The organism is Achromobacter xylosoxidans (assembly GCF_001457475.1).
Lineage (GTDB): Bacteria > Pseudomonadota > Gammaproteobacteria > Burkholderiales > Burkholderiaceae_B > Achromobacter > Achromobacter xylosoxidans.
Map to the genome: position 1 here is coordinate 4,799,486 of NZ_LN831029.1, position 12,203 is coordinate 4,811,688.

Consider the following 12,203-nt stretch of genomic DNA (forward strand, 5'->3'; position numbering starts at 1 on the left):
GGTTACTTGGGGCCGTTCTGCTTGAAATCACCGTAGTAGGCGGCCCGCGAGTAGCGATAGCCGCCGTATTTGGAGCGGAAGCCGAAACGCTCGGGCATCAGCTTCAGGCCGTTGAACAGCACCCCATCGACCGGCGCGCCAGCCTGGATCAGGCGCTTGGCGGTCTCGCGGATCTCGCCCACGGTGTTCATGCCGGAGCGCACCACCACCATGACCGCGGCCGCGTGGGTGCCGACCACCGCCGCGTCGGGCGAGGACAGCACCGGCGCGGTGTCCAGGATGACCATGTCGTACTGGCTGGCCAGTTCACGCAGGGTCTGGCCGAAGATCGGCGAGGCCAGCAGTTCCGACGGATCGAAACTGACCGCGCCGGTGGCGATGAAGTCCACGCCCTCGGAAACGCTGTGCTTGCGCACCCGCTCCAGCGGCAGCGTGCCGGACAGCACCTCGAACAGGCCGTCTTCCTTGGGCACGCCGAAATAGCGGTTCAACTGGCCCTTGCGGAAATCGGCGTCGATCAGCAGCACCCGCTTGCCGACCCCGCCCTGGATGAAGGCGAAGTTGGCCGACAGGAACGATTTACCCACGCCGGCCACCGGCCCGGTGAACATGACCATGTTGTTGGTGGACTGCTGCAGCGAGGCCTGCAACACATTGCGGAACGACCGCAGGCTCTCGATCGGCGGCGCGGTGCTCTGGCTCTGCGCCAGCAGCGCCGGCACCGTCGCGTTCTTGCGCCGGCTGCGGCGCCACAGCTTGTCCTGCAGGTCGCTATGCGGAATCGCGGCCAGCACCGGCAGGCCGGTGTAGCGCTCGACGTCGTCGGGCTCGGACAGGCCGCCGAACAGCGCATTGCGCACGAACGCGCACAGCAGGCCGAAGATGAGGCCGATGGCCGTGGCCACGGCGATGATGATGGCGGCCTTGGGACGCACCGGCTTGTCCGGCTGCACCGCCGCATCGAGGATGCGCACGTTGCCGACCTTGCCCGCGCGGATCAGGCGCAGCTGCTGCGCGTTGTTGAGCAGCCCGGTGTACAGCTCGGTGTTGACGCGCACGTCGCGCACCAGCCGCACCACGTCCTGCTCCAGATCGGGCAATTGCTTGATGTTGTTGCCGATGCGGTTGACGTCGCCGGTCAGCGAGGCGATCTGCCGATCGATCGCGATGATGCTGGGATGGGTCGGCGCGAACCGCGTGATCATGTCCTGGCGCCGCGCGCGCAGCTCCATCACCTTGGTCTGGGCGTCGACCGACTGCGCCAGGATCAGCTTGGCCTCTTCGCTCAGGTCGATGGTGCCGCGCTTGTTGCGCAGCGAGTTGTACTTGGTCTCGGCCGCGTCCAGCTCGCGCTTGAGCTGCGGCAACTGCTCGTCCAGGAACGCCAGCGACTTCTCGGCCTGCGCCGACTTGCGGTTGACGTTCTGCTGCACGTATTCCTGGCCGATCTGGTTCAGCACCGCGGTGGTCAGCGCCGGATCGTTGCCTTCCAGCGTCACGCCGATCACGCCCGAGGTGCGGCCACGCTCGAAGATTCCCAGGCGCGACTGCACGTCCTCGATCGCCGCCAGGCGCGAGGTGCGCGACACGGTGAACTCGGTGCCGGGCCGGCCGCTGAGCGCATCGATGTGCACGTCCAGCGCGCCGCCGCCAGGCAGCAGGAAATGTTCGGGCTTGCCAACCGTGCCCTTGAACGTGGCGCCGGTGATCTTGTCGCTCAGGGTATAGGCGCCCTCACCCAGGGTGGTGATGCGAAAGGGCTTGCCCAGCCATTCGTTGGGCACGTCCAGCTGCGATACCTGGATGGTTTCGCCGCCCCAGGCATAGCCGCCGCGCGGCAGGCCCGATGGATACGGCAGGCTTTCGTAGCGCCGCGCCAGCCACTCGCCGACCACCGGGAAATAGCGCGGCTTGGCGTGGATGTACAGCATGAACTTGTCGACGGCGGGTCCCACCACCATGCGCGAACGCAGCACTTCCATTTCGCCCGAGGTCTCGGCCTTGGTGTCGAAGATGGCCGAGACGTCGCCCAGCAGGCTGCGGCTCTGGCCTTGCGGCATCTCCTCCTCCACCTGGACGATGATGTCGGCCGAATAGACCGAAGGCGTCACCATGACGTAGGTGACCGCGCCCAGCAGCGCGATAAGCGTGATGGCGATGATCAGCCAACGATTGGAGAAAATGGCGTCCACATGCGAGGACAGCGGGGTTTCCTGCTGGCGAGCCGGGACGGAGGGCTCGAACGATTCGATAGGCAACGACATGCAGCTCTCCAAGAATAGGCGCCGCCGCGGTCGCGACGCCCCCAAAGGCGTGGGCCGGGACCCGCCGCGCGCGTCCAGCGGCGCGAGGCGGGTTCCGAGGGTCGATTACTTGATTGAATGCACGGTCTGCACCGTTTGCGCGCTCGGGAACAGGTTGCTGATGAAGCGGTTCCACCGCACCAGCGCCGCCGTGTCCACGAAGACGACGTCCTTGGGTTGCAACTCGAACTTCTCCGCCACCGCGTATGCCTGCGGCGAAGCCGCGTTCAGATGGAACACCAGCGGCGTCGCCTGCTCGGTACTGCGCACCACAAACACCTGTGACGAGTCCGCGGTCAACTGGTTGGGGCCTCCCGCCTCGCCCAGCGCTTCGTTCAACGTCAGCCTTCCATCCCGCATCGTTATCGCGGCGGGCGTGGTCACTTCGCCCGTCACGAAAATCTTGCTTTCGTCGCGCGGCGTCACCCGGACGATGTCGCCCGACTTCAGCATCACCTGGTTCAGGTCCTGGCCACGCTCGATCAAGGCGGGCAGGTTGACGCGCGTCTTCCTGCCGTCGCGGATCACATAGACACTGCTGCGATCGCCGGTGGGCAGGATGCCGCCCGCGCGATTGATCGCTTCCAGCAGGGTCATGGGGATGTCGTTGATCGCGACGGTGCCCGGCGTTTTCACCTCGCCCTCGACGTAGACTCGCTTGCTGCGGTAACCCAGCACCCGCACCGTGATCTGCGGATCCTGGATGTACTTGCCTGAACTATTCACTATGAGATTGCGCGCCTGCAGTTCCGTCAACCCCGCCACTTTCAGCAATCCCGTATAGGGAAATTGGATGTATCCAGAGGATGAGACCGTATAGCCCGGAATGCCCGAGGCGGTATCCCCGAAGGCTAGTTCGGTCACCCCGGTGCCGATGGCGTAGGTTTGCGTCGGAAGTACGAGTTCGGGGTGGTCCCAGACCACGATCGAAAGGATGTCCCCGGGGCCGATGCGATAGGGCTCGGTCTTGTCGACCAGGCGCGAAACGCCATCATTGTCCAGCAGCGCCTGGCGGGCGCGGTGATCGGCAAGCACCAGCGAAGGCGTGATTTCCTTGATCTCGGCCACGGAATTCGGATCCAGCGGATCGACGAGATGCTTGGAATTGAAGGTCATGCCGGGAGAAAGGGCGCAAGCGCCCAGCGAGGACACGAGCGCGATGGCAGCGATGGCTCGGCTCAACGTTCCGAAAAATGTCGTCATGGCGGATCCACAGTGAATGACTTCGTTGCTTGGAAAGGAGCCCGATGCGTAACGGGTTGCGACATTCCACTCTCTTTTCACGCCCCCGCACATTCGACGGATGCCCTAAGCCTTCTCCTACATCGTTTGGAGGTTTCGGGTACGCCGGGCACTCAATAAGATTTCGACGGTAGCCACATGCTTTGCGGCGGTGCACCGCTGTTTTCCCCGCGGCCGCAGGGCGACTCCCCGAACAAAGGAGTACGCGATGGACCCGTCCCTTACGGACACGTCGGCGAGATCGAGCCGATCCAGCTATCTGTACCGCCTGCTGGATGCGGCGATCGTCATCATCTGCGGCCTGGCCGTGACCGAGCTGAAGTTCTCGGACGAGGCGATGATCGATCCGCCGCAGATCCACCTGTTCCTGATCTATCTCTGCGGGCTGGGCGTCATCGCCCTGTTCCCGGCGTTCAGTCTGTACGTGTCATGGCGCGGTCGCCGGCTGATGGACCTGGTCGTGCGCAGCCTGGCGGCATGGGCGCTGGTGTTCGCGCTTGGCATCCTGGTCAGTTTCCTCATGCACCAGAGCGCGTCGGTATCGCGCCTGTGGGCCGCGACCTGGTTCGGCTGCGCCGCCCTGGCGCTGGCCGGCGTGCGCCTGGCGGCCTACGCGGTGCTGGGCGCGGCGCGCGACCGCGGCCTGGACCGCAAGCGCGTGCTGCTGGTCGGCTTCGGCGCGCTCGGCCACGATCTGTGGCGCCGCGTGGAACGCTATCGCGAGGCCGGCTACGAAGTCGCCGGCATCTATGCCGAGCCCCACGAAAACCTGCCGCCGCAAGTGCGCCGGCTGCACGAGCTGGATGCCCTGCACGGCTTCGTGCGCGAACACAATGTGCGCGAGGTCTGGATCGTGCTGCCGATGGAGGCCGGCCAGGAATTGCGCGAAGTGCTCTATCACCTGCGCAACGACCTGGTGGACATCCGCTGGATTCCCGACGTGATGTCGATCCAGCTGCTGGGCCATCGCATCGGGGAATTCCTCGGCCTGCCCGCGATCCAGCTCAACAGCCTGCCCGCCGCCGGCGTGCGCGGCCTGGCCAAGGAAGCGTTCGACCGCGCCTTCGCGCTGTGCGCGCTGGTGGGCCTGTCGCCGCTGATGCTGACCATCGCCTGCCTGGTCAAGCTGACCTCGCGCGGCCCGGTGCTGTTCACCCAGCCGCGCCTGGGCGTGGACGGCAAGGTCTTCCATGTCTACAAGTTCCGCACCATGACCGTGCACCAGGAGCACGGCGTGGTCACGCAGGCCACCCGCGACGATGCGCGCGTCACCCGCATCGGCGGCTTCCTGCGCCGCACCAGCCTGGACGAGTTGCCGCAATTCCTGAACGTGCTGCGCGGCGACATGTCGGTGGTAGGGCCGCGCCCGCACGCGCTGGAGCACAACGAACTGTACAAGGACCTGGTGCAGCGCTACATGATGCGCCACCGGGTCAAGCCCGGCATCACCGGCTGGGCCCAGGTCAATGGCCTGCGCGGCCAGACCGATACGCTGCGCAAGATGAGCGACCGCATCGAGCATGACATCTACTACATCCAGCACTGGACGTTCCGGATGGACCTGATGATCATCGCCCGCACGGCGGTATCCGGATGGACGGGGCGAAATGTCTACTGAACCGCTGGGCTGGCCCCCTTTCGCCCCGCCACGCGCCCGCTGCGCGCCCGCGCCGGCGACCCAGCCGCCCGGCCTGCTGGCCGAGAGCGATTTCCGCCGCGCGGTGGAGATGCTGCCGCTGGTGTCCATCGACCTGCTGCTGCGCGATGCCGAAGGCCGCTACCTGACCGGCTTGCGCAGCAATCCGCCGGCGCAGGGTTCGTGGTTCGTGCCGGGCGGCCGCATCCGCAAGAACGAGACGCTGCCGCGCGCGCTGCAACGCATCGTCCGCGAGGAACTGGGCCTGACGCTGCCGCCGCAGGCCTGGCGCCCCCGGGGCGTGTACGAACACTTCTATGGCACCAATTTTGCCGGCGAGGCCGGCCGCTCCACCCATTACATCGTCCTCGCCTATGAGGCGGAACTCACGCTGGACACCGCCAGCCTGCCGCTGGGCCAGCACCGCCGCTACCGCTGGCAGCCCGCGGCGGCCATCGCCGCCGATCCGGGCGCGCACCCCTACACCCAGGCCTACTTCAAGGAGTCAGCGCCATGACCAATCCTCATCCTCCGTATCGGGCCGTCATTCTCTGCGGCGGGTCCGGCTCGCGCCTGTGGCCGCTGTCGCGCGAGCTGCTGCCCAAGCAGTTCATCCGTTTGACCGATGACCGCAGCCTGCTGCAGAACACCCTGCTGCGGCTGGGGTCCGCCGGCGCCCAGGCGCGCCCCATGCTGGTCTGCAACGACGCCCACCGCTACATCGCCGCCGAGCAGGCCCTGGAACTGGACATCCACGACGCCGAAATCGTGCTGGAGCCGTATGCGCGCAATACCGCGCCCGCCATCGCCGCGGCCACGCTGCGGGCGATGCGCGACGGCGAGGATCCGGTCATGCTCATCATGCCTTCCGACCATGTGCTGGAGGATGGCCCGGTGCTGGCGGCGGCCTTCGCCCAGGCCTACCAGGCCGCCCGCCAGGGCGCGCTGGTGACCTTCGGCATCACCCCGACCGCGCCACTGAGCGGCTACGGCTACATCCAGGCGGCCGAACCCGGCGCCATGACGCCCGCCCGCAAGGTGCGCCGGTTCGTCGAAAAGCCTTCGCCCGAAGTGGCGCAGCGCTTCATCGAGGACGGCAGCTACTACTGGAACAGCGGCATGTTCGCCTTCCAGGCCTCGGTCTTCCTGGCCGAACTGGAACGGCTGGCGCCGCGCATCCTCGAACAGGTCCGGGCGGCGGTGGCCGCGGGCCATGGCGAAAACGCGCTGTTCCAACTGGACGGCCCGGCCTTCGAGGCCTGCCCGAGCGACTCGATGGACTACGCCATCATGGAACGCACCGACAGCGCGGTGGTGATTCCGCTGGCCGCGCCGTGGAGCGACGTCGGCGCCTGGGACGCGGTCTGGGGCATCGCCCGCAAGACCGCCGAGGGCAATTCCACCACCGGCGACGTGATGGTCGAGGACTCGCGCAACTGCCTCATCCATTCGACCAGCCGGCTGGTGGCCTCGGTGGGGCTGGACGACATCGTGGTGATCGAAACGGCCGACGCCGTGCTGGTCGCCCACAAGACGCGCTCGCAGGACGTCAAGCGGCTGGTGGAGGCCTTCAAGGTGCAGCACCGCAGCGAACTGAACCACCACCGCGAGGTGCAGCGCCCGTGGGGCTCGTACGACTCGGTCGGCCAGGGCCCGCGCTACCAGGTCAAGCGCATCACGGTGAAGCCGGGCGCGCGCCTGTCGTCGCAGATGCACCACCACCGCGCCGAGCACTGGGTGGTGGTGTCGGGCACGGCGCGCATCTACAACGGCGACAAGCAGTACCTCCTGACCGAAAACCAGTCGACCTACATCCCGCTGGGCGAGGTCCACAGCCTGGAGAACCCCGGCAAGATCCCGCTGGAGATCATCGAGGTGCAATCCGGCGCCTATCTGGGCGAGGACGACATCGTCCGCTTCCAGGACATGTACGGCCGTGTCTGAGCCCCGGCGCGCGGCCTCATCCTTCTGGCGGCCGGGCCTGGCGCGGATCTGCCTGCCGCTGGCGGCGCTGTTCTTCGCCACGCTGGTGACGGTGGGCAACCTGCCGGGCCTGGCCGCCGAGATGTCCGACGCCTTCGGCGACAAGCGCCTGCACCTGGCGGCCTACGCCTTCCTGACGGTGCTGGTCTACCTCTCGGTGCAGCGGCGGCCGGGCCTGACGGCGCTGCTGGCCGTATCCGCCCTGGGCGCGCTGGATGAAGGAATCCAATCCTTTTTTGCCTATCGACAGGCCGAACTCTTAGACCTTTTGGCCGATATCTCTGCGGCGGGTGCGACAGTAATCTCGTTGAACATCGGTTCCGCAGCCTTCGGCTCCTTTCGTGCAGTGACTAAGTCTTAAGGATAAAACCATGCCAAAACGGGCACTGATTACCGGCGTCACCGGCCAGGACGGCGCTTACCTGGCCGAGTTCCTGCTGGCCAAGGGCTATGAAGTCCACGGCATCAAGCGGCGCGCGTCGCTGTTCAACACCGCGCGCATCGACCACCTGTACCAGGATCCGCATGACCAGCCGCGCAACTTCGTGCTGCACCACGGCGACATGACGGACTCGTGCAGCCTCATCCGCATCGTGCAATCGGTCCAGCCCGACGAGATCTACAACCTGGCGGCGCAGAGCCACGTCGGGGTGTCGTTCGAAGAGCCGGAGTACACCGCCAACGCCGACGGCCTGGGCACCCTGCGCCTGCTGGAAGCCATCCGCATCCTCAAGCTGGAGGACAAGGCGCGCTTCTACCAGGCCTCGACCTCGGAGCTGTACGGCCTGGTGCAGGAAACCCCGCAGAAGGAAACCACGCCGTTCTATCCGCGCAGCCCCTACGCCGCCGCCAAGCTGTACGCCTACTGGATCAGCGTGAACTACCGCGAGGCCTACGGCATGTATGCCTGCAACGGCATCCTGTTCAACCACGAATCCCCCAAACGCGGCGAAACCTTCGTGACGCGCAAGATCACCCGCGGCCTGGCGCGCATCGTGCTCGGCCTGCAGGAATGCCTGTACCTGGGCAACCTGTCGGCGCTACGCGACTGGGGCCATGCGCGCGACTACGTCGAAATGCAGTGGCTGATGCTGCAGCAGGACACGCCGGAGGACTACGTCATCGCCACCGGCATGCAATACAGCGTGCGTGAATTCATCAATACGGCGGCGCGCGAGCTGGGCATCCTGCTGGCGTGGGAGGGCGAAGGCCTGGAGGAAACCGCCACGGTGCTGTTCAGCCCGGTGCACGACATCAAGCCGGGCCAGGTCATCGTGCGGGTCGACCCGCGCTACTTCCGCCCCACCGAGGTCGAGACCCTGCTGGGCGATCCGACCAAGGCGCGCGAAAAGCTCGGCTGGTCGCCGCGCACCAGTTTCGCCCAGCTGGTCAAGGAAATGGTGGAAAGCGACCTGAAGGACGCCCGGCGCGATGCGCTGGTGGAACAGAACGGCTACGAAATCTACGCCTACAAGGAGTAGTCCGCCATGAGCAACCTGGACCAACGCGTGTTCGTGGCGGGCCATCGCGGCATGGTGGGCGCCGCCCTGGTGCGCGAGCTGCAGGAGCGCGGCTACCGCGACATCATCACGCGCAGCCATAGCGAACTGGACCTGGAAAACCAGAACCAGGTGCACCGCTTCTTCTCGACCACGCCGGTCGACGTGGTGTACCTGGCCGCCGCCAAGGTCGGCGGCATCCTGGCCAACCAGAACCATCCGGTGGATTTCCTGTACCGCAACCTGATGATCCAGTGCAACGTGATCCGCGCCGCCTACGCGGCCGGCGTGCGCAAGCTGCTGTTCCTGGGTTCGTCCTGCATCTATCCGCGCGAGGCGCCGCAGCCGATCCGCGAGGACGCGCTGCTGACCGGGCCCCTGGAAGCCACCAACGAGCCCTACGCCATCGCCAAGATCGCCGGATTGAAGCTGTGCGAAGCCTACCAACGGCAATATGGCGCGCGCTTCATCTGCGCCATGCCGACCAATCTGTACGGGCCGCACGACAACTACGACCTGCACAGCAGCCATGTGCTGCCGGCCCTGATCCGCAAGTTCCATGAAGGCCGCGAGGCCGGCCAGGACAGCGTCACCCTGTGGGGCAGCGGCAAGCCGCTGCGCGAGTTCCTGTACGTGGACGACCTGGCGCGGGCCTGCGTGATGCTGATGGAAACGCCCGCCGCCGAGGGCATCTACAACATCGGCGCCGGCGAGGACCTGTCGATCGCCGAACTGGCCCGGGTCGTGGCGCAGGTAGTGGGCTACCAGGGCCGCGTGGACTACGACGCCAGCAAGCCCGACGGCACGCCGCGCAAGCTGATGGATTCGTCACGGGTACGCGCGCTGGGCTGGAAGCCGGAGATATCGCTGACTCATGGCGTGACGCTGGCCTACGGCCATTTCCTGCGCGAGCAGGCGCGCCAACCCCTGCCCGTGGCCTGAGGGCCTGTTCACACTGAAAGGAGCCTCGCATGAGTACCCAAATGAGTGACTATCAAGGCGCGAAGCGCAGTCGTGGCAGGTCCCCGGCGAGCATTCGCAACGCCGAGAGGCGCTCATTTGGGTACTCACCCTTCGGGCAGGACGGTAATCGGCCGCCAGGCGTCGTTGCGCTCACCTTGCGTGGCACAGCCACGCGGCGGCGACCACGCCTAGCCTGGCGGCCGATTACCGGCCTGTGCGAGGCTCCTTTCAGTGTGAACAGGCCCTAACCACGCCTATCGAGAACAGGCATTCCGATGTACCGACTCATCAGAAAGCACGTCGCCGGCAATGCCTCGTTCTGGGGGCTGGTGGAATACGGCATCGGCCCGGTCGCGGCGCTGGTGGCGCTGCCCATCCTGTTCCGCCAGCTGGGCACGGTGGGTTTCGGCCAGTACTCGATGATCATCGCGCTGGCCGGCTTCGGCAATGCCGCCAACCTGGGCGCCGCCGTCACCGCCACCAAGCTGGTGTCCGAACGCATGCACGAGCCGGGCGGCGCCTACCGCGCGGCCGGCGTGGCCATGTCGCTGATCGGCTGCGCGCTCGGCGTGGTAACGCTGGCGGCGGCATTGCTGTGGCTGGCGGTGCGCTGGGGCTGGCCCGCCGCCACCTTCGGCGGCGTGGCGGTGACGCTGCTGGCGATGCCGGCGCTGGCGGTCTACCTGACCCAGCAGTACGACCAGTTGATGTCCGGCTGCCTGAAGGGCCGCGAGGATTTCCGCGCCACCGCGCTGTGCGAAGTCTTCAGCCGCAGCGGCACCATGGGACTGGCCTGCGTCGCCGCCTGGCTCACCGCCTCGCCCACCTGGACCGGCCTGGCCCAGGCCGCCGGCCTGCTGCTGGCCGGGTCGGTCAAGATGCGGGTGTTCGCGCGCCGCTATGGCCACGTGCTGGTGCGGCCGGTGCGCGACCGCGGCGCGATGCTGGACGCCTTCCGCTTCTCGCGCTGGTCCTGGCTCAACAGCCTGAGCGCGCTGGCCTTCGGCTCGGTCGACCGGGTGCTGGTGGGCAGCCTGATGGGACCCGCCGCGCTGGCCATCTACACCGTCGGCGTGCAGGTCGGCCAGATGATCCACACGGCGTCCGTGGCGATTTTCCAGAAAGCCATGCCGCGCGTCAGCCGCCTGTCCGCCGCGCCGCCGCATCCGGGCGCGGCCGAAGAGGAAATCCGCCGCCTGATGCTGTGGAACCTGGCGCTGTCGGCTGGCGCCACGGTCGCGGTGCTGGCGGTCAGCCGGCCCCTGCTGGACCTGCTGCTGGGCCACGCCCTGGCCGACGGACACCTGGGCACCTTCCGGTTGCTGATCGCGGCCTCGGGGCTGCTGTCACTGAACGCCGCGGCCCATTTTTCGCTGCTCGGGCTGGGGAACTCCCGCGCCGTGGCGATTCTCAATGGCCTGGGCGGCCTGGCCATGCTGTGCATCATGGCCGCCCTGGTGCAGGCGGCGGGCGAGCATGCCGCGGCCTGGGGCCGCATGGCCTACGCGGCGATCACGCTGGCCGGCGTGGCGCTCGCCATCCGTCAATCCCGGCCAGACTACCCCGGCGCCCTGCCTGCGGCCACCCGGTAGCCACCATGTTGAGGTCTTATATGCGCAAGCGTCACACCGAATACTCGCGCCAGCTCATCGATTTCGTGCGCGAGTTGCGCCCGCCCGCCCCCATTGCCGCTGGCCTGCTGCCCAAGCTGACCATCGTGACCCCCTCGTACAACCAGGCCCGCTTCCTGGAGCGGACCATCATCTCGGTGCTGAACCAGGGCTATCCGCGGCTGGAGTACATCATCATCGACGGCGGCTCGACCGATGGCAGCGTCGACATCATCCGCAAGTACGAACGCCACCTGACCTATTGGGAAAGCATGCCGGACCGCGGCCAATCGCATGCCATCAACAAGGGCTTCGAGCGCGCCACCGGCGACTACGTCGGCTGGCAGAACTCCGACGACCTGTACTATCCCGGCGCGCTGCGCAAGCTGGGCGCGGCGGCGGCCCGCGGCCGGGCGCCGATCGTCAGCGGCAACCTGTTCGTGGCCGATGCCGACAACCGCATTTTCCGCAAGATCCACTACACCCCGGTCAACCGCGGCACGCTGACCGTGGTCAAGGCCTCGATCCCGAACCAGTCGGCCATCTTCCGCCGCGACCTGCTGCGCAAGCACGGCCTGCTGCAGGAGAGCATGCGCTACTGCATGGACCTGGAATTGTGGAGCCGGCTGCTGCGCGAAGGCAGGAACCTGATCGTGCCCGACGCCATGGGCGTCTACACCGCCCACGACGAGACCAAGACCGCGCTGATGCAGGACGTGCTGCTGGAGGAACGCGAACAGATCGTCGACCGCATCCGCCGCACCGAGCCGGGCATGGGCAAGCTGTACGGCCTGTCGTGCCGCGCCTCGCAGGTGGCGGCGCATGCGCGCCAGGGCGACCTGTCCTACCTGGTGGAGAAACTGGCGATCAAGCTGTTCGGGCGCGACGACTGGGCCGCGCACTAGGGCCCGTTGGCACTGAAAGGAGCCTCGCCCAAGCCCGCGACATCCCCGACCCAGCCCCTTCC

The 12,203-nt window shown here is 67.0% G+C and carries 10 protein-coding genes; 8 read left to right on the forward strand and 2 right to left on the reverse strand.

Translation table 11 applies throughout. From position 1 onward, the window contains the following. Positions 1 to 2: 2 nt before the first annotated feature. Both AT699_RS21495 and AT699_RS21500 read right to left on the reverse strand, forming a co-directional pair. Positions 3 to 2,264, reverse strand: a complete 2,262-nt coding sequence (locus AT699_RS21495) for a GNVR domain-containing protein (RefSeq protein WP_020928826.1) — start codon at positions 2,262 to 2,264, stop codon at positions 3 to 5. Between the two features lie 105 nt (positions 2,265 to 2,369). After that, positions 2,370 to 3,506: a polysaccharide biosynthesis/export family protein gene (locus AT699_RS21500; RefSeq protein WP_006387746.1), complete on the reverse strand. Its 1,137-nt coding sequence runs from the start codon at positions 3,504 to 3,506 to the stop codon at positions 2,370 to 2,372. A gap of 247 nt (positions 3,507 to 3,753) precedes the next feature. Between AT699_RS21500 and AT699_RS21505 the strand changes: the two genes are divergently transcribed. The 8 genes from AT699_RS21505 to AT699_RS21540 all read left to right on the forward strand — a co-directional run bounded on the left by AT699_RS21505 (position 3,754) and on the right by AT699_RS21540 (position 12,141). Further along, positions 3,754 to 5,163, forward strand: coding sequence for an undecaprenyl-phosphate glucose phosphotransferase (locus AT699_RS21505; RefSeq protein ID WP_024069819.1), 1,410 nt, complete (start codon positions 3,754 to 3,756; stop codon positions 5,161 to 5,163). A 73-nt stretch (positions 5,164 to 5,236) separates the two neighbouring features. Beyond that, positions 5,237 to 5,698 (forward strand): GDP-mannose mannosyl hydrolase, encoded by a 462-nt coding sequence (locus AT699_RS21510; RefSeq protein WP_197541492.1) that lies wholly within the window; start codon positions 5,237 to 5,239, stop codon positions 5,696 to 5,698. Beyond that, positions 5,695 to 7,125, forward strand: coding sequence for a mannose-1-phosphate guanylyltransferase/mannose-6-phosphate isomerase (locus AT699_RS21515; RefSeq protein WP_024069820.1), 1,431 nt, complete (start codon positions 5,695 to 5,697; stop codon positions 7,123 to 7,125). The genes AT699_RS21510 and AT699_RS21515 overlap by 4 nt, the downstream gene beginning before the upstream one ends. After that, entirely contained in the window at positions 7,118 to 7,525 is a 408-nt protein-coding gene (locus tag AT699_RS21520) for a VanZ family protein (protein WP_006387742.1), read from the forward strand. Before AT699_RS21515 ends, AT699_RS21520 begins: the two co-directional genes overlap by 8 nt. A 10-nt stretch (positions 7,526 to 7,535) precedes the next feature. Then, on the forward strand, positions 7,536 to 8,645 hold the full coding sequence (gene gmd / locus AT699_RS21525; protein WP_006387741.1) for a GDP-mannose 4,6-dehydratase: 1,110 nt from the start codon (positions 7,536 to 7,538) through the stop codon (positions 8,643 to 8,645). A 6-nt stretch (positions 8,646 to 8,651) separates the two neighbouring features. Then, complete coding sequence (locus AT699_RS21530; protein WP_020928830.1) at positions 8,652 to 9,605, forward strand: GDP-L-fucose synthase family protein; 954 nt, start codon at positions 8,652 to 8,654, stop codon at positions 9,603 to 9,605. Between the two features lie 296 nt (positions 9,606 to 9,901). Beyond that, complete coding sequence (locus tag AT699_RS21535; protein WP_006387739.1) at positions 9,902 to 11,218, forward strand: lipopolysaccharide biosynthesis protein; 1,317 nt, start codon at positions 9,902 to 9,904, stop codon at positions 11,216 to 11,218. 20 nt (positions 11,219 to 11,238) lie between these two features. Continuing rightward, positions 11,239 to 12,141, forward strand: coding sequence for a glycosyltransferase family 2 protein (locus tag AT699_RS21540; protein WP_006387738.1), 903 nt, complete (start codon positions 11,239 to 11,241; stop codon positions 12,139 to 12,141). Positions 12,142 to 12,203 lie beyond the last annotated feature (62 nt).

Coding starts and splice junctions, on each gene's coding strand:
- AT699_RS21495 (WP_020928826.1), bottom strand. CDS start 2,264: ATGTCGTTGCCTATCGAATCGTTCGAGCCCTCCGTCCCGGCTCGCCAG.
- AT699_RS21500 (WP_006387746.1), bottom strand. CDS start 3,506: ATGACGACATTTTTCGGAACGTTGAGCCGAGCCATCGCTGCCATCGCG.
- AT699_RS21505 (WP_024069819.1), top strand. CDS start 3,754: ATGGACCCGTCCCTTACGGACACGTCGGCGAGATCGAGCCGATCCAGC.
- AT699_RS21515 (WP_024069820.1), top strand. CDS start 5,695: ATGACCAATCCTCATCCTCCGTATCGGGCCGTCATTCTCTGCGGCGGG.
- gmd (WP_006387741.1), top strand. CDS start 7,536: ATGCCAAAACGGGCACTGATTACCGGCGTCACCGGCCAGGACGGCGCT.
- AT699_RS21530 (WP_020928830.1), top strand. CDS start 8,652: ATGAGCAACCTGGACCAACGCGTGTTCGTGGCGGGCCATCGCGGCATG.
- AT699_RS21535 (WP_006387739.1), top strand. CDS start 9,902: ATGTACCGACTCATCAGAAAGCACGTCGCCGGCAATGCCTCGTTCTGG.
- AT699_RS21540 (WP_006387738.1), top strand. CDS start 11,239: ATGCGCAAGCGTCACACCGAATACTCGCGCCAGCTCATCGATTTCGTG.